General features: G+C 72.8%; 15 protein-coding genes. 10 read left to right on the forward strand and 5 right to left on the reverse strand.

Features of this window, described 5'->3' with window-relative positions; genetic code table 11:
• The first annotated feature begins 80 nt into the window (after nt 1-80).
• From GA0074696_RS12560 to GA0074696_RS12590, 8 genes are all read left to right on the forward strand, one after another.
• Nucleotides 81-1,001 carry a GNAT family N-acetyltransferase gene (locus GA0074696_RS12560; protein ID WP_088961279.1) on the forward strand — a complete coding sequence of 307 codons (921 nt, stop codon included), beginning with the start codon at nt 81-83 and terminating at the stop codon, nt 999-1,001.
• A 179-nt stretch (nt 1,002-1,180) separates the two neighbouring features.
• Nucleotides 1,181-2,563: a cytochrome P450 gene (locus GA0074696_RS12565; RefSeq protein WP_088961280.1), complete on the forward strand. Its 1,383-nt coding sequence runs from the start codon at nt 1,181-1,183 to the stop codon at nt 2,561-2,563.
• Nucleotides 2,564-2,568: 5 nt separating this feature from the next.
• A complete protein-coding gene (locus GA0074696_RS31775) occupies nt 2,569-3,471 on the forward strand; it encodes a terpene synthase family protein (RefSeq protein ID WP_231925342.1) in 903 nt (300 codons plus the stop codon).
• Entirely contained in the window at nt 3,468-5,081 is a 1,614-nt protein-coding gene (locus GA0074696_RS12570; protein ID WP_231925343.1) for a prenyltransferase/squalene oxidase repeat-containing protein, read from the forward strand. Before GA0074696_RS31775 ends, GA0074696_RS12570 begins: the two co-directional genes overlap by 4 nt.
• 90 nt (nt 5,082-5,171) lie before the next feature.
• Nucleotides 5,172-7,754, forward strand: coding sequence for a sensor histidine kinase (locus tag GA0074696_RS12575; protein ID WP_088961282.1), 2,583 nt, complete (start codon nt 5,172-5,174; stop codon nt 7,752-7,754).
• An 86-nt stretch (nt 7,755-7,840) separates the two neighbouring features.
• Entirely contained in the window at nt 7,841-8,263 is a 423-nt protein-coding gene (locus GA0074696_RS12580; RefSeq protein WP_088961283.1) for a roadblock/LC7 domain-containing protein, read from the forward strand.
• 5 nt (nt 8,264-8,268) lie between these two features.
• Entirely contained in the window at nt 8,269-8,652 is a 384-nt protein-coding gene (locus GA0074696_RS12585; RefSeq protein WP_088961284.1) for a DUF742 domain-containing protein, read from the forward strand.
• Nucleotides 8,633-9,235 carry a GTP-binding protein gene (locus GA0074696_RS12590; RefSeq protein ID WP_088961285.1) on the forward strand — a complete coding sequence of 201 codons (603 nt, stop codon included), beginning with the start codon at nt 8,633-8,635 and terminating at the stop codon, nt 9,233-9,235. The genes GA0074696_RS12585 and GA0074696_RS12590 overlap by 20 nt, the downstream gene beginning before the upstream one ends.
• 246 nt (nt 9,236-9,481) lie before the next feature.
• Here GA0074696_RS12590 and GA0074696_RS12595 read toward each other — a convergent pair whose 3' ends face one another.
• The 3 genes from GA0074696_RS12595 to GA0074696_RS12605 form a co-directional block, all read right to left on the reverse strand.
• Nucleotides 9,482-9,856 carry a type II toxin-antitoxin system VapC family toxin gene (locus GA0074696_RS12595; protein ID WP_088961286.1) on the reverse strand — a complete coding sequence of 125 codons (375 nt, stop codon included), beginning with the start codon at nt 9,854-9,856 and terminating at the stop codon, nt 9,482-9,484.
• Nucleotides 9,853-10,098, reverse strand: a complete 246-nt coding sequence (locus GA0074696_RS12600; protein WP_088961287.1) for a type II toxin-antitoxin system Phd/YefM family antitoxin — start codon at nt 10,096-10,098, stop codon at nt 9,853-9,855. The genes GA0074696_RS12595 and GA0074696_RS12600 overlap by 4 nt, the downstream gene beginning before the upstream one ends.
• A gap of 120 nt (nt 10,099-10,218) precedes the next feature.
• Nucleotides 10,219-13,068 carry an aconitate hydratase gene (locus tag GA0074696_RS12605; RefSeq protein ID WP_088961288.1) on the reverse strand — a complete coding sequence of 950 codons (2,850 nt, stop codon included), beginning with the start codon at nt 13,066-13,068 and terminating at the stop codon, nt 10,219-10,221.
• Nucleotides 13,069-13,228: 160 nt separating this feature from the next.
• Between GA0074696_RS12605 and GA0074696_RS12610 the strand changes: the two genes are divergently transcribed.
• Both GA0074696_RS12610 and GA0074696_RS12615 read left to right on the forward strand, forming a co-directional pair.
• A complete protein-coding gene (locus tag GA0074696_RS12610) occupies nt 13,229-13,588 on the forward strand; it encodes a VOC family protein (protein ID WP_088961289.1) in 360 nt (119 codons plus the stop codon).
• A 125-nt stretch (nt 13,589-13,713) separates the two neighbouring features.
• Nucleotides 13,714-14,370 carry a DedA family protein gene (locus GA0074696_RS12615; RefSeq protein WP_088961290.1) on the forward strand — a complete coding sequence of 219 codons (657 nt, stop codon included), beginning with the start codon at nt 13,714-13,716 and terminating at the stop codon, nt 14,368-14,370.
• A 66-nt stretch (nt 14,371-14,436) separates the two neighbouring features.
• On the opposite strand, the gene GA0074696_RS12620 is transcribed toward GA0074696_RS12615, so the two are convergent.
• A complete protein-coding gene (locus tag GA0074696_RS12620) occupies nt 14,437-15,096 on the reverse strand; it encodes a C39 family peptidase (RefSeq protein ID WP_088961291.1) in 660 nt (219 codons plus the stop codon).
• 679 nt (nt 15,097-15,775) lie between these two features.
• Entirely contained in the window at nt 15,776-16,324 is a 549-nt protein-coding gene (locus GA0074696_RS12625; RefSeq protein WP_088961292.1) for a DUF1062 domain-containing protein, read from the reverse strand.
• Nucleotides 16,325-16,713 lie beyond the last annotated feature (389 nt).

Here is a 16,713-nt window from a genome sequence, read left to right on the forward strand (position 1 = left end):
CTGAGCCTGGCACAGGGCGCCCCGGCGCGCCCGGATTCGCACCCCCCGGACGGCGCCGCGTCGGGGTAGGTTCGGCCACCATGGCCCCTGTCGTACGCCCGCTGCGACCCGCCGACGTGCCGGCGGTCGCCGAGGTGCTGGCCGCCGCCGCGCCGTACCAGATGATCACCGAGGAGTGGCTGGGCTGGCGCCTCACCGGCGCGCCGGCCGCCGAGCGGTTCGGCGTGCTGGTCGCCGAGAGCGCCGGGAGAGTGATCGGCGAGGCGCGGACCGGGCTGCTGCACGAGAGCGCGGATCCAGGGCTGGGCTTCGTCAACCTCTCGGTGCACCCGCGGTGGCGCGGCGGGGGTGCGGGCAGGGCCCTGCTCGTCGCCGCCGAGCGGCGGCTCGCCGGGCTGGGGGCGTTGGCCGCGTACGCGAAGGTGGCCGACGACCCGGCCAGCACCGGCTTCGCCGAGCGGCGCGGCTACCGGCGCGGACGGCGGGCCGAGTTCCTGCTGCTGGACCTGGCCGAGGCGGAGCTGCCCCCGGCCCCGGCGCTGCCGGCCGGGGTGCGGCTGCTCGCCGCGGCCGAGTTGCCCGACCCGCACCCGCTCTACCTGGCCGATCTCGACGCCTCCCGGGACGAGCCGGGCGAGGTGACGATGGACGAGATCAGCTACGCCGACTGGCGGACCGCCTACTGGGAGCGCCCCGACCTGGACCGGGACCTGACCACGGTGGCCGTCCGGGACGGGGAGGTGCTCGCGTTCGGCTTCGCGCTGACCGACGGCCGGACCCGCTACCGGTCGGGGATGACCGGCACCCGGCGCGGGCACCGGGGCCGGGGGCTGGCCCGCGCGGTCAAGCACCGCTCGCTGAGCCGGGCCCGGGCGGCCGGGCTCCGGCACGCGTACACCAGCAACGACGCCGGTAACGTGCCGATGCTTACGCTGAACCGCGGATTAGGTTACCGGTCGGTCGCCGCGGAGTGGCGCTACCTGCGCGATCTGTCGGCCTAGCGTCCGGACGCGACTGTGCACAGTGGACGACCTTCGTTGACTGTGAGAATTTCTCCGGACGCAAGATCTGGAAAAGCCTTTTCATCAGTGACATGCTCACCGCAACCGTCACGCGCCATCACCATGGCAGCACGCAGCGCAAGGCGGTGCGGCACCGGAGGAGGACCCGCAGGTGAGCCATGACTGAGTCGACGACCCCGGTATCCCGCGAGCCGCACGTCGCGAGCCTGCGCCGCACGTTGCCCGGGCTGCTCCGCGACCCGCTGGGCACCCTGGTCGGCCTCGCCGACGCGGCGCCCGGGCAGGTCGTCCGGCTGAACCTGGGCACCATCCGGCCGTACCTGGTCACCGAGCCAGCCCACGTCCAGCACGTGCTGCGCGACAACGCCGCGAACTACACCCGGGCCGGCGACAGCATGATGTGGAAGTCCGTGCGCAAGCTGGCCGGCGACGGCATCCTGTCCGAGGGTCCGCAGTGGGAGGCGAGCCGCCGGCGGCTCCAGCCGCACTTCACCGCCAAGCGGATCGACGCGGCGGTGGACGACCTGAGCCGGGCGATCAGCGAGGCGGTCGACGAACTGGCCGGCCCGGCACGGGCCGGCGCGCCGGTCGACGCCGCCACCGAGATCTCCCGGATCATCTGCCAAGCGGTCATCCGGGTCTTCTTCGGCGACAAGATCCCCGTCGCCGACGGCGTGCGGGTGGTCGCCGAGCAGGACACCGTGGCGACCGCGCTGCGGTTCCGGCTGCTCGCCCCGTTCCTGCCCGACGCCGTGCCGATGCCCGGCGACCGGGCGTTCCGTCGGGCCGTGCGGAACATCGACGACATCCTGCTGCCACTGGTCCGCGCCGAGCGCGCCCGGTCCGACGGCGGCGACGACATCCTCGCCGCGCTGGCCCGGGCCCGCGACCCCGACGGCCGCAAGCTGGACGAGCAGCGGGTCCGTGACGACCTGGTGTCCATCTTCGCCACCACCACCGAGACCACCTACGTGGTGCTCACCTGGCTCTTCCCGCTGCTTGAGCAGCTGCCGGACATCGCCGCCCGGCTCTACGAGGAGATCGACCGGGTGGTCGGCCCCGGTGACGTGATCAGCCGCGAGCAGCTCGGCGAGCTGCACTACACCCGGATGGTGCTCGACGAGCTGGTCCGCGCGTACCCGTCCGGCTGGCTGGTGCCGCGCACCGCGATCGCCGACGACGTCATCGGCGGCACCAGAATCTCCGCCGGCGGGACGATCGTCCTCAGCCCGTACGTCACCCAGCGGCTGGCCCGGTACTGGGACCGACCCGAGGTGTTCGACCCGGAACGCTTCGCCCCCGACGCGCCCCGGCGCGCCCACCGGTACGCCTACTACCCGTTCGGCGGCGGCGCCCACCAGTGCATCGGCCAGTACCTCTTCCAGCTGGAGGCGCCGCTGATCGTGGCGACCCTGTTCAGCCGGTTCCGGTACCGGCTCTGCGAGCCGGGGATGCCCAACCCGCAGCTCGCCGCGTCGCTGCGCCCCCGGGAGCGGGTGCCGCTGATGCTCACCCCGCACCGGCAACCGGCCCTGGCCTGACCGTGGTGGCGCCGGTCGTACCGACCACCGACGAGCTGCGGGCGGCCGCCGAGCACGGACGGGTCTGTGCCCTCGCGGCGCAGGGTCAGCGGGACCTGCAACGCTGTCTGGCCGCGCACCCGGACCTCTTCGCCGCCGGGCCCTTCGACGCGACCCTGACCAGCAGTGTCGCCCTGGCCATCGCGTTCAGCGCGCCCTGGTGCGACGCCGCCGAGCTGCGGCCGACCAACCGGGCGGTGCTGTGGGGCTTCGCGCTCGACTGGCAGGTGGACCACGAGGCCACCTCCGCCGCCGAACTCGACCAGCTGGTGCGCCGGCAGCTCGCGGTCGCCCACGGCGCGCCCGTGGTCGGCGACGACCCGCTGGGCCGGTTCCTCGCCGGACTCCGCGCCGAGCTGGCCGCCGCGCCGGCCTTCGCGACGCTGGGCGGGGCCTGGCGGGAGGCGGTGCGCCGGACGCTGGAGGCGATGCGGCGGGAATGGCACTGGCGTACGGCCGGCCGCGACGGCCTGCTGCCGCTGCCGTCGCTCGCCGACTACCTGGCCAACGCCGACAACCTGGCCTGCACCGTGGTCAACGTGGGGCACTGGATCTCCACCGGCGGCCCGGACGCACCCGACCGGCTCGATCGGCTGGTCGCCGCCAGCGACGCGGTGCAACGCGCCCTGCGGTTGGTCAACGACCTGGCCACCTACGAGCGGGACCTGCGCTGGGGCGACCTCAACGCGATCATGCTGGTGGCGGACCGGGCCGTGGTCGAGCGGGAGCTGACCGGCCTGGTCGCGCGGGCCACCGAGCTGCTCGACGAGCTGCGCGCCGACTGCCCGCGGGAGGCGGCCCACCTGACCCGACAGCTCGGCTACACCAGCGGCTTCTACCGGTCGACCGACTTCTGGGGGGTGGCGTGAGCACGGAGGCTCTGGCCCGGGACGCTGCACCGCCGGAGGATCCCGGCCACGCGGTGGCGGCGGGCGAGCTGGTCGCCGGGCTGACCGTCCGTCCGGCGGGCCGCACGTCGGCGTCGCCGTACGAGACCGGTCGGGTGGTCTCCCTGGCGCCATGGCTGCCGCAGCACGCCGAACGGATCCGCTTCCTGCTCGCCGGGCAGCGCCCGGACGGCGGCTGGGGCGGGCCGGAGGGCTACGCGCTGGTGCCCACGCTGAGCGCCGTCGAGGGGCTGCTGGCCGCGCTGGAGCGGGACGCCCCCGTCGGCTGGTCCCGCGACGGCGTGCGCAACGCCGTCGGCCGGGCGCTGCGCCTGCTGTACGACCGGGCGGCCGGCCCGGCGACGTACCCCGTGCCGGACCTGCCGGCCGCGGACCTGATCGTCCCGGCGCTGGTCGAGCGGATCGCGGACCGGCTGGCCGAGCCGCCGGCGGCGCTCGCCGAGTGGCGCGCGGTCGGCCCGCCGCCGCTGCCGCCCGGCATGGACTCGCAGCGCCTCGACCGGGTACGCCTGCTCGCCCGGTCCGGCCGCCCGATGCCGCCGAAGCTGCTGCACGCGTTGGAGGTCCTCGGCCCGGCGGCGCGGCGGCTGCCCACCGTGACCCCCACCGGGTCGGGCGCGGTCGGCGCCTCCCCGGCCGCCACCGCCGCCTGGCTCGGCGGCCCGGACGGGAGCCCACCGGCGAGCGTGGACTACCTGCGCCAGGCGATCGCCGACCACGGGGGGCCGGTGCCCTGCGCCACCCCGATCACCGTCTTCGAACGCTCCTGGGTGCTCGCCACGCTGGCCCGGGTCGGCGTACCCCGGTCGGTGCCGGCCGGGATCCTCGCCGAGCTGCGGGCCGCGCTGGGCCCGGACGGCGCCGCCACCGGGCCGGGCCTGCCCACCGACGCCGACACCACCGCGGTCACCCTGTACGCGCTGGCGCGGCTGGGCCAGCCGGCCGACCCGGGGTGCCTGGCCGGGTACGACACCGGGGAGCACTTCTGCACCTGGCAGGGGGAGAACGGCGCGTCGGTGACCACCAACGCGCACGTGCTGGAGGCGCTGGGCCGGCAACTCGGCGACGGTGGCCGCCGGGCGGCGGCGGTGGTGCACCGGCTCACCGGCTGGCTGCTCGACCGGCAGGAGGCCGACGGCCGGTGGTCCGACCGCTGGCACGCCTCGCCCTACTACGCCACCTGCTGTGCGGTGCTCGCCCTGCGCGACCACGGCGGTCCGTCGGCTCGGCCGGCGGTGGAGCGGGCGGTCGGCTGGGTGCTCGACAGCCAGCAGCCCGACGGCTCCTGGGGGCGGTGGGCCGGCACGGCGGAGGAGACCGCGTACGGCCTGCTCGTGCTCCTGGCGGGGCGGCCCTCGCCCTCCCTCGACGCGGCCGTGGCGGCAGCGGCCGGTCGACTGTCCGTGCTGGACGGTGAGCGCGACTCCCCTCCACTGTGGCACGACAAGGACCTGTACCATCCTGGACAGATCGTACGGGCGGCCGTGATCGCCGCGCGCAAGGCGGCTGGCGACCGGCTGCGCGGCGGCGCCCATACCCCGACAGACGCCTGGTCTGCACTGCTTGAGTGAACTTCCGGACACTGCTAGCGTGCGCCGGGGCCGGCGTCGCGCTTTCGGCCAATCCGAAACGTGAATCAGGACCGGCGAGGGACGGGTGTGATGGGTTCCCGCAGTGCAAGTCTGCGCACCAAGGTTGTGGCCCTGCTGGTCTCGCTGGCCGCCCTCTGGGCTTTCGCGGCCTGGGTGACCCTGCGCGACGGTCTCAACGTGCTCGGCGTGCAGACGCTCGACGCGCAGGTCGCCGAGCCGAGCGAGTCGCTGCGCACCGAGCTGCAGCAGGAACGCCGGATGTCGGTGGCCTATCTCGGCCGGCCCAGCCAGGAGCAGGCGCAGCAGCTGCGCGAGCAGCGCCGGCGCAGCGAGGAACGCGCCGCGGAGTTCGCCGAGGCGGCCCGCAGCTCGCGGGCCCGGCTCGCCTCCAGCGACGAGCTGGTGACGCGGATCGACGAGGTGGTCACCCGGCTCGACGCGCTGGGCCCGGTGCGGGACGCGGTGGCCACCCGCGCCGTCGATCGGGCCGGCGCCGCCGAGGCGTACACCGGGGTCCTCGACTCGCTCTTCCGGGTGTACGCGTCGCTGGGCAAACTCGACGACGAGCAGATCGCCAAGGACACCGCCACCCTCACCCAGCTGGTCCGGGTGCGCGAACTGATGTCCCAGGAGGACGCCCTGTTCGCCGGGGTGGCCGCCGCCGGCCGGATCAACGACCGGGAGTACGCCCAGTTCGCCCGGCTGGTCGGCGCGCAACGGTTCCTCGCCGGCGAGGCGCTGGCCGAGCTGCCCGACGCCGACCGCGAACGGTACGCCCGGATGACCGAGGGGGAGGCCTTCGTCCGGCTGCGGTCCCTGGAGGACCGCCTGGTCCGCGACGGCCGCCCGAACGCGCCCCTGCCCGTGGATGCCGACGACTGGCAGAGCGCCATCGCTCCGGCGTTGCAGGAGCAGGAGGCCGCGGTCCTGGCCAGCGGCGACGCGCTGGTCGAGCGGGCCACCCCGGTGGCGATCTGGGTGATCATCCGGATGGTGCTCGCCGCCGGCCTCGGCCTGATCGCCGTCATCGCCTCGGTGGTCGTCTCGATCACCACCGCCCGCGCCCTGGTCCGCCAGCTGGAACGACTGCGCGAGGCCGCCTTCCGGCTGGCCAACGAGCGGCTGCCCGGGGTGGTGGAGCGGCTCGGCCACGGCGAGCAGGTCGACGTCGCCACGGAGGCACCGCCGCTGGAGTTCGGCGACGACGAGATCGGCCAGGTGGGCAAGGCCTTCAACGTGGTGCAGGAGACCGCCGTGCGCACCGCGGTGGAGCAGGCCGAGCTGCGCCGCAACGTCCGCGAGGTGTTCCTCAGCCTGGCCCGGCGCACCCAGGCGCTGGTCCACCGTCAGCTCACCCTGCTCGACTCGATGGAGCGCCGGGAGCACGACGCCGAGGAGCTGGAGGACCTGTTCCGGGTGGACCACCTGGCCACCCGGATGCGGCGCAACGCCGAGAACCTGATCGTGCTCTCCGGCTCGACCCCCGGTCGTGCCTGGCGGCGCAACGTGCCCATGGTGGACGTGGTACGCGGCGCGGTCGCCGAGGTCGAGGACTACACCCGGGTCAACGTGCTGCCGCTGGGTTCCGTCTCGCTCGCCGGCCGGGCGGTCGGTGACGTCATCCACCTGCTGGCCGAGCTGGTCGAGAACGGGCTCAGCTTCTCGCCGCCGCACACCTCGGTGGAGGTGCGGGGCCAGCTGGTGGCCAACGGCTTCGCCATCGAGATCGAGGACCGGGGCCTCGGCATGACCGAGGAGGATCTGGCCGCCGCCAACCACCGCATCGTGGACCGCTCCGAGCTGAACCTGGCCAACGCCTCCCGGCTCGGCCTGTACGTGGTCAGCCGGCTGACCGAGCGGCACGGCGTGAAGGTGCAGCTCAAGGAGTCCGCGTACGGCGGCACCACGGCGGTGGTGCTGATCCCCCTGGACCTGGTGGAGACCGGCCAGGACCCGAACACCTCCGGCGGCTTCCCGGTCGGCACCGGGTCGGTCCCGCCGGTCCACACCGGGTCGATCCCGCCGGTCGGCACCGGGTCGGTCCCGCCGGTCGCCGCCGGCGAGGGCGCGCCAACGGTCGGGGTCCCGGCAGCCGACAGCGACACCGCCGCGGACGGCGATCCGGTGGACACTCCGCCGGTGCCGGTCCGGGCTGGGATCGTGCCGTCGCCGTCCGCGTCGGGGCTACCCAGCCGGTCGCGGACCCGGCCTGGCCAGGGTGCCCTGACCGGTCCCACCGTGCCGACCGGCCTGCCGGCCACGGTGGCCCGGCCCGCCGCGCCGCAGCGGCCCGCGTCCGTCCCGACGCCGGGCGACGCGGCCGTGCCGAACGCGGCCACCGAGGACCGGACGCCCGCCGGCACGGACGACCGGGCGCCCGCCGGCACGGACGACCGGGTGACGGATTCCGGCCTGCCGGTGCGGGTACGGCAGGCGAACATCGTGCCGGAGCTGCGCGGCGAGCAGGCGGCGGAGGACGGCGACGCCGACGAGCAGGCCGCGCGCCCGCCGGAGCAGGTGCGCAGGATGATGAGCTCCTACCAGACGGGCACCCGGCGTGGCCGGACCGATGCCGCCCGCCTGCTGGGAGGTGCCGCCACCGGTGCGCGGCCCGGCGACGGGCCGGAGAACGGGGACGGTCAGGCGACCTGACGGCGGCGCGAGGAGAAGCGACCGCGCGACGGGACACGGCAACACCGACGTACGGCGACACCAGCCGGGGGAGAAGAGGACGACGAGTGGGGCAGAAGACGGCTTCGAGTGCCGACCTGACGTGGCTGCTGGACGATCTGGTCGGCCGGGTGAAGCAGGCCGAACACGCCGTGGCGCTCTCCTCCGACGGCCTGCTGATGGCCTCGTCGCGGGGGCTGAGCCGGGACGACGGTGAGCACCTGGCGGCGATGGCGGCCGGGATCCAGAGCCTGGCCCGGGGCGCGGGCAAGCGGTTCGGCGGCGGGCAGGTCCAGCAGACCATCATCGAGATGCAGTCGTCGTTCCTGTTCGTCACGGCGGCCGGGCGCAACGCCTGCCTGGCGGTGCTCGCCGCCGAGGACGCCGACGTCGGCCTGATCGCCTACGAGATGGCGATGCTGGTAACCCGGGTGGGCAAGTTCGTCGCGTCGCCGACCCGGGGGCTCGACCAGCCGGCCGGCGGGAAGTAGCGGCGATGAGGGCCGAGGGCGGTTCCGAGGACAGGTGGGTGGACGACCACGCCGGGCCGGTGGTCCGGCCGTACGCGGTCACCCGCGGCCGGGCCCGCCCGGTCACCGGCACGTTCGACCTCATCTCCCTGGTGACGGCGACCCGCGCCGACGCCGGCGCGGAGTCCGGCCTGGGCCCGGAGCACCTGGCGATCGTCGCGCTCTGCCAGCGGATGCAGTCCGTGGCGGAGGTCGCCGCCCATCTGGACCTGCCGGTGGGGACTGTCCGGGTCCTCCTGGGCGACCTGGTGGCCCGCGAACTGGTGATGGTGCGGCCGCCGCGCGGCGGCGCCGGCCTACCTGACGAGAGCGTCTTTAAGGCGGTGATCAATGGACTACGGGCACTCTGACCGGCCGGCGGGAGCGCCGCCGCTGCCCACCGCGATCAAGATTCTGATCGCCGGCGGCTTCGGCGCGGGCAAGACCACCATGGTCGGCTCGGTGAGCGAGACCAGGCCGCTGCGGACCGAGGAGGTGCTGACCGAGACGGGCATCGGGGTCGACGACCTGTCCGGCGTGGAGGACAAGACCACCACTACGGTGGCGATGGACTTCGGCCGGATCACCATCAGCGACGACCTGGTGCTCTACCTCTTCGGCACCCCCGGTCAGGACCGGTTCTGGTTCGTCTGGGACGAGCTGGCCCTGGGCGCGATCGGGGCGGTGGTGCTGGCGGACACCCGCCGGCTGGCCGACTGCTTCCCCTCGATCGACTACTTCGAGGAGCGGGGCACCCCGTTCGTGGTGGCGGTGAACTGCTTCGAGGACGCCCGGCGCTACCAGCTGGACGAGGTGCAGGCCGCGCTCAACCTGGACCCGGGCGTGCCGGTGCTGCTCTGCGACGCCCGGCAGCGGGAGTCCAGCCGGGACGTGCTGGTCACGCTCATGGAGCACGCCATGAAGACCCGGGAGGCCCGCCGCCGGGAGGACTGACCCGCGCGATCGACACCTTTTGCGGCGTGTCGCGGTGTCCAGCTACCGGATACGGCGACACGCTCTCCACAGTTCGTGGCACCGATCATCGTCCGCGTGATTCGCGAGATGTGCGACCGGCATCCATCCCACGGGTGGACCTGGATCGAGGGCTACCAGCTCGAACCCGGGGTCTCGCGACCACCAAGCGTGAGCTGTTCGTGCTGGTCGAGGGGTCCGCCGCGAGCGCGGCCGGCCGTCGCCGAGTCAAGCCACCAGGACAGGCACGTCGTACTTCTGAATGTGTGCATCACGCGTCATCAGGGTGAGCCCCTCGCACTGCGCCTGCGCGATCAGCATGCGGTCGAACGGATCGCGGTGGATCGGTGGGAGCCGCCCGGCGGCCACGGCGTGGTGGTGGCGGATGGGCAGCTCCCGCAAGTCCGCGTCCCGGACTTGCTCGGCGAGGTCGACTGGACCGGGAAGCTTCCCCAGTGACTGCTTGATGGCGATTTCCCAGACCGTGACCGGGCTGGCGTAAACCTCGGACTCCACGTCGATGCGGTCCTTGAGCTCGTCCGAGAAGGTGGGGTCGTCGGTGAGCCACCACAGCACCACGTGGGTGTCCAGCAGCAGCCTCATCCGAAGTCCCGGGCGATCGCCTCGTTCACCTCGTCGGAGTCCCAGTCTGCGGGCAGCGTCACCCGGCCGCGCAGTGATCCCCGCCCACTGCGGCGCCTCGCGCGTAGCGGGATGACCTTGGCGACCGGAGTGCCGGCACGGCTGATGACGATCTCTTCGCCGTGCTCCACCCGCTCGATGATCCGCGACAGGTTCGTCTCGGCGTCATGAATGTTGAACTGTTCCGCAGCCTCACCTGACACCGGACACCTCCCTAGCTGACAGGCTAGCCCGCTGCCGGCTTGAGGGCGAGCACCCGCCAGCGGAGTCGGCGAAGGGCCGTTCCCCGCGAGTGCGGGGAACGGCCCTTCGGCGGTACGACGTCAGCTCGCGATCATCCGGCGCAGCACGTACTGCAGGATGCCGCCGTGCCGGTAGTAGTCCGCCTCACCCGGGGTGTCGATCCGGACCACGGCGTCGAACTCCACGCCGGTGTCGGTGGTGACCTTCACGGTGCGCGGGGTGTCGCCGTCGTTGAGCGCGGTCACGCCGGTGACGGAGAAGGTCTCCGTCCCGGCGAGGCCGAGCGACTCCGCGGTGGTGTCCACCGGGAACTGCAGCGGCAGCACGCCCATGCCGATCAGGTTGGAGCGGTGGATCCGCTCGTACGACTCGGCGATGACCGCCTTGACGCCGAGCAGCATGGTGCCCTTGGCTGCCCAGTCGCGCGACGAGCCGGAGCCGTACTCCTTGCCGGCCAGGATGACCAGCGGGACGCCCGCCTCCTGGTACGCCATCGAGGCGTCGTAGATCGAGGTCTGCTCGCCGGTCAGGTGGTTGACCGTGAAGCCGCCCTCGACGCCCGGGACCAGCTGGTTGCGCAGCCGGATGTTGGCGAAGGTGCCCCGGATCATCACCTCGTGGTTGCCCCGGCGCGAGCCGTACGAGTTGAACTCGTGGCGCGGCACGCCGTGCTCGGCGAGGTACTTACCGGCGGGGGAGTCGGCCTTGATCGAGCCGGCCGGCGAGATGTGGTCGGTGGTCACCGAGTCACCCAGCTTGGCCAGCACCCGGGCGTCGGCGATGTCGGTGACCGGGCTCGGCTCCTGCCGCATCCCCTCGAAGTACGGGGGCTTGCGGACGTAGGTGGAGTCGTCGGCCCAGGCGAAGGTGTCACCGGTCGGGGTGGGCAGCGACTGCCAGCGCTCGTCGCCGGCGAAGACGTCGGCGTACGCGGCGCTGAAGCCGGTGGCGCCGATCGCCTGGGCGATGACGTCCTGGATCTCGGCGCTGTTCGGCCAGATGTCGCGCAGGAAGACGGGGTTGCCCTGGCTGTCCTCGCCGAGCGGCTCGTTGGCCAGGTCGATGTCCATCGTGCCGGCGAGCGCGTACGCGACCACCAGCGGCGGGGACGCCAGGTAGTTCATCTTGACGTCCGGGTTGATCCGGCCCTCGAAGTTCCGGTTGCCGGAGAGCACCGAGACGACGGCGAGGTCGCCCTCGTTGACCGCGGCGGAGACCTCCTCCGGCAGCGGGCCGGAGTTGCCGATGCAGGTGGTGCAGCCGTAGCCGACCAGGTTGAAGCCGAGCTTGTCCAGGTAGGGCGTGAGGCCGGCGCGGTCGTAGTAGTCCATGACGACCTTGGAGCCCGGCGCCAGGGTTGTCTTGACCCACGGCTTGCGGGCCAGGCCCTTGTCGACCGCGTTGCGGGCGAGCAGCGCCGCGCCGATCATCACCTGCGGGTTGGAGGTGTTGGTGCAGGAGGTGATCGCGGCGATCACCACCGCGCCGTGGTCCAGCTCGTACTCGACGCCGTCGGCGCTGGTCACCCGGACCGGGTTGGTGGCGCGCCCGCCGGCGCCGGCCGCGGCGGTCTCCAGGTCGCGCGGCTCGTCGGCCGGGTCGCTGAACTCGTTGGCCGGCGGGTCGCTGGCCGGGAAGGACTCGGCGCTGGCCTCGTCGGCCGGGCCGTTGGCGCCGCGCGGCAGCTGCTCGCGGGCGACGCCCGGCTTGAGGTCACGCTCACCGGAGTCGTCGGCGACGTAGTCGGTCAGCGCGGAGCGGAACAGGGTCTTGGCGCTGCCCAGCGGCACCCGGTCCTGCGGACGCTTCGGGCCGGCCAGGGACGGCTCGATGGTGCCCAGGTCGAGCTCCAGCCGCTCCGAGTACTCCGGCTCGTGGTTCGGGTCGTGCCAGAGGCCCTGCTCCTTGGCGTACGCCTCGACGAGTGCGACCTGCGCGGCGTCGCGGCCGGTCAGCTCCAGGTAGCGGACGGTCTCGGCGTCGATCGGGAAGATCGCGACGGTGGAGCCGTACTCCGGGGACATGTTGCCGATGGTGGCGCGGTTGGCCAGCGGCACGGCGCTCACGCCGGGGCCGTAGAACTCGACGAACTTGCCGACCACGCCGTGCTTGCGCAGCATCTCGGTGATGGTCAGCACCAGGTCGGTGGCGGTGGTGCCGGCCGGCATCTCGCCGTGCAGCTTGAAGCCGACGACCCGGGGGATCAGCATGCTGACCGGCTGGCCGAGCATCGCGGCCTCGGCCTCGATGCCGCCGACGCCCCAGCCCAGCACGCCCAGGCCGTTGACCATGGTGGTGTGCGAGTCGGTGCCGACCACGGTGTCCGGGTACGCCTGGCCGTTGCGCTCCATCACCGTGCGGGCCAGGTACTCGATGTTGACCTGGTGCACGATGCCGGTGCCCGGCGGGACGACCTTGAACTCGTTGAACGCGGTCTGGCCCCAGCGCAGGAACTGGTAGCGCTCCTTGTTGCGCTCGTACTCCAGCTCGACGTTGCGCGCGAAGGCGTCCTCGCGGCCGAACAGGTCGGCGATGACGGAGTGGTCGATGACCAGCTCGGCCGGGGCGAGCGGGTTGACCTTGGTGGCGTCGCCGCCGAGGTCGCGGACGGCCTCCCGCATGGTGGCCAGGTCCACGACGCAGGGCACGCCGGTGAAGTCCTGCATGAGCACCCGCGCCGGGGTGAACTGGATCTCCACGCTGGGGTCGGCGGTCGAGTCCCAGCCGCCGAGCTGGCGGATGTGGTCGGCGGTGATGTTCGCGCCGTCCTCGGTCCGCAGCAGGTTCTCCAGCAGGACCTTCAAGCTGTAGGGCAGCCGGTCGTGGCCCGCCACCTTGTCAATCCTGAAAATCTCGTAGCTCGCGTCTCCGACGCGTAGCTGGGTCTTCGCACCGAAGGTGTCGAGGCTCGCCACGTCGTACTCCTTCACACCAGCGACCGTGAGTAGTCCTGAGCAGTCTGTCGCACCGGCCGGAGCGCCGCCCAGGTTAGGTGACACTTACCGCCGATTCTCGTCATCAACAAAACCGTACGTCCGTCTTGCTATTCGCGCAACCTCGTGCCAAGGTTCGGGACGAGGAGGTGCCACCATGATCCATCACGTCCTGCTCGCCTGCCCACGCGGCTCCGAGGACGCCTCCCGGGCCTTTTACGCCGGCCTGCTCGGCCTGGTCGAGAAGCCCAAACCGCCGGCCCTCGCCGCCCGCGGTGGTTGCTGGTTCACCGGGTACGGCGCGGAGCTGCACCTGGGCGTCGAGGACACCTTCCGCCCCGCCCGCAAGGCGCACCCGGCCCTGCTCCGCCCCGACCTGGACGACCTCGCCGCCCGGCTGGCCGCCGCCGGACACCCGGTCACCTGGGGTGACGACGAGCTGCCCGGGATGCGGCGCTTCCACACCGAGGACCCGCACGGCAACCGGCTGGAGTTCGTCGCCCCGATCCCCGGCTGACCGCCGCCGGTCCGCGCCGGCCGTTCCGTTCCCACGGGGGTGAGCGGGGCGGCCGAGCCGCCGAGCACCCCACCCGGCCACGGCGGCGGGGGTAGGGTTCGAGGTCGGATCGGAAGGGGTGGCGGGTGGTCGACGTACAGCACTGGCTCTCCGCGCTGCCCCCGGTCGCGGTCTATCTGATCGTCGCCGGGGTGATCGGTGTCGAGAGCATGGGTGTCCCGCTCCCCGGCGAGATCGTGCTGGTCAGCTCGGCCCTGCTGGCCGCCGCCGGGGTGGTCGAGCCGGAGTGGGTGGCCGGCGCCGCCGCGTTCGGCGCCATCCTCGGCGACTCCATCGGGTACGCGGTGGGCCGGCGCGGCGGCCGTCCGCTGCTGGCCCGGTTGGGGCGGCGCTTCCCCCGACATCTCGGCCCCACACAGCTCGCCCGGGCCGAGCAGAGCTTCGCCCGGCACGGCGTCTGGGCGGTCTTCTTCGGCCGCTTCGTCGCGTTGCTGCGCATCCTGGCCGGGCCCCTCGCGGGCGCGCTGCACGTGCCGTACCGCCGGTTCCTGGTCGCCAACGCGGCCGGCGGCCTGGTCTGGGCCTTCGGCACGACCTACCTGCTCTACACCGTCGGCCGGGCCGCCGAGCACTGGCTCAAGGACATCTCCTGGGCCGGCCTGGTCCTCGCGGTGCTGGCTGGGCTGGGCAGCACCTGGTGGCTGCGGCGCCGGGCCCGGCACCTGGACCAGGACCCCGCGTCGGAGCCGGCCGAGCCGGTCCGGGCCGGCCGCGACGGCTGACCCCGGTCCCACCAGAGACGACGAAAGGGCCGGCCCCGGGTGGGGCCGGCCCTTGTCGTTGGTGGGTCAGGAGGCGGCGGAGTAGCCGCGGGTGGCGATCCAGTCGGCGAGGTTGTCGACGGTGATCCGGTAGGAGGCCTGCTCGGGGTTGGCGGAGTCGGCGATGGTGACGGTGTTGCCGCCGTCGCGGTAGCCGATGACGCTGATGTAGTGCCCGCCTTCGAAGGAGTGGGTGGTGCCGTCGGTGTCGGTGGTGGTGCCGGCGATGTTGGCGACCACGGCGCGGCCGTCGTCGATGGTGCGGACGATGTCGGTGCGCAGCTTGTCGGTCTGCTTGCGGTCGGCCTTGCTGTCGCGGATCTCCACCGAGCGGTAGGCGTTCTTCTTGCCGGTTTCCTTGTTCAGTACCGGGGTGATGTCGTTGATGCTGTTGGTGCCGTCCTCGGTGGTGCCCATCTCCTTGGCCATGGCGTCGACGTCGATGTCCTTGCCCTGTACGGAGAGGGCGTTGCGGGTGGCGGCGGGGCCGCAGTAGTAGAAGTTCGGCTGGGCCTGGTAGCGCACGTTGAGCTCCCGCTCACCGTGCGACTTGCGGTCGGCCTGCACGGTGGTGGTGGCCTGGGTGGGGGCGGCGTGCGCGGCGAGGGCCGGGCCGGCGATCCCACCGGCGGTGGCGGCAACACCAGCGAAGGTCAGGGCGGTCTTGCGGATCAGATCGGTACGCATGAGGGGTGCACCTTTCGATCGGGGGACACACGCACACCGCCGGGGGACGGCAGGGCGCGTTGCAAGGAAGTCAAAGAAGAGGGATCCCGGCGGCCGCACGAAAGGGCTCTGCTCGGGTGTCCGGGGGGATGTAACCAGCCCGGCGGGCTGCGCATTCCACAGGCCCGGGGTGGGGCCAGGGTGCCGGGGGATGTAACCAGCCCGGCCGGCTCCGCATTCCACAGGCCGGGGGCCTGCTCGGATGTGCCGGGGGATGTAACCAACCGGGGTGGGCCGGCATTCCGCCGGACCTGACCCTCCGGCCTACCGTCCGGGCCGGGGCCACCGCGGTCTGCCATGTACAACGACCCCGCCCCGCCACCCATTCCACCCCCGGCGGGCCCCGACCAGCCGACGCCGCAGCCCAGACCGGACATCCGGGCCGCGACCACCTCACCCGGAACCGGACATTCGGGCCGCGAACCGGCAGGGTGGGGGTGACGACCTCGGTCGAGGTGTCGGCGCTGGCTACCGGGCCCCATGCCCCGGGTGACGCTTTCGCACCCGGCCGGGCCGCGCAACGTCGCCGCGTGGCGTCTGACGCGGCGGGGGGCCTGCCCGCGCCGACGCGTGCCGATCCGGCCGCGCCAGGGCCTGCCCGGCGGATCATGCCGGACAGGCCCGTGGTCCCGAGGAGGGCTCAGCGCTTGAGCGTGAAGGTGAAGTCGCCGGAGAGCTTGCCGCTCAGCCGGACTGCCGAAACGAGTTTCCCCTCCGTGATCAGTCTCTCGACCTCGGCCCGCGAAAGACCGCAACCTTCAGCGATCAGTCGCACCGGCCGGACAGGGATCCGCGCCGCGGAGCGGACCGAGACGTCGATCACCTCGCGGTCCAGGTGATCCGATCCGCGGGTGTCGAGGCGCCAGGCGTTGTCCCAGTCGAGGGCGATGCGATTACGGCGCTGCACGACCGGATCCTGGAGCAGCTCAGCTGTCAGGCCAGGGTCGTTGTCATGCAGCCGGTCCAGCAGCTCAGGTCGTACGGAGCGCACAGTCATCCGCTCCAGGACCGTGAGCTTTGCAGTTTCCCCGCAAGCGGTACAGAGCGCGAGGAGCCAGGCGTCGATGAGCTTGTGGTTTGCGTTGACGCGAAATTTACCGCTTGCCCGGAAGCGCTCGGACGCGCACGCGTGGCAACGGCGGCGAACGAGCGGCAGGCAGGTGGGCACGACCGCCCAGTTTTTGAGCACAGAAGTACACCGGTTTCAGTGAGAAGTCCGCAGCAAAAAGGAGCGCGGCGCACATGCGCGACGCGCGACAAATCAGCGCTCGGGAGGTCTCACAGGGTGTACAACGGCACGTCCTTGCCTAGACGAGTTGGTTCGGCTGCACGGTAATGGCGCACAGCGGCGCTGCTCCACTGGTTTTCGAGCGCCTCACCGCCAGGTTCCATCCGGCGGATCATGGACGAAGCCAGAGCCAGATCGCGGCGACGGTGACGGTGCCGTGGAAGAGGTAGGCCCGCTTGTCGTACCTCGTGGCCGGCGGTTACGGCGGGGGCTGGCCTTGTCGCCGCCAAGGTGATCGGGGCGGGTGCGATGATGCCCGCCGCCCAGGCGGGCGACGCGAATGTTCCGCC

Source organism: Micromonospora purpureochromogenes, from assembly GCF_900091515.1.
In the GTDB taxonomy this organism is placed as follows: domain Bacteria; phylum Actinomycetota; class Actinomycetes; order Mycobacteriales; family Micromonosporaceae; genus Micromonospora; species Micromonospora purpureochromogenes.

Bases quoted from the DNA above. Each gene is read 5' to 3' on its own strand.
- GA0074696_RS12595 (WP_088961286.1), bottom strand. From the start codon at position 9,856: ATGAGGCTGCTGCTGGACACCCACGTGGTGCTGTGGTGGCTCACCGAC.
- GA0074696_RS12560 (WP_088961279.1), top strand. From the start codon at position 81: ATGGCCCCTGTCGTACGCCCGCTGCGACCCGCCGACGTGCCGGCGGTC.
- GA0074696_RS12590 (WP_088961285.1), top strand. From the start codon at position 8,633: ATGGACTACGGGCACTCTGACCGGCCGGCGGGAGCGCCGCCGCTGCCC.
- GA0074696_RS12585 (WP_088961284.1), top strand. From the start codon at position 8,269: ATGAGGGCCGAGGGCGGTTCCGAGGACAGGTGGGTGGACGACCACGCC.
- GA0074696_RS12620 (WP_088961291.1), bottom strand. From the start codon at position 15,096: ATGCGTACCGATCTGATCCGCAAGACCGCCCTGACCTTCGCTGGTGTT.
- GA0074696_RS12575 (WP_088961282.1), top strand. From the start codon at position 5,172: ATGGGTTCCCGCAGTGCAAGTCTGCGCACCAAGGTTGTGGCCCTGCTG.
- GA0074696_RS12565 (WP_088961280.1), top strand. From the start codon at position 1,181: ATGACTGAGTCGACGACCCCGGTATCCCGCGAGCCGCACGTCGCGAGC.
- GA0074696_RS12610 (WP_088961289.1), top strand. From the start codon at position 13,229: ATGATCCATCACGTCCTGCTCGCCTGCCCACGCGGCTCCGAGGACGCC.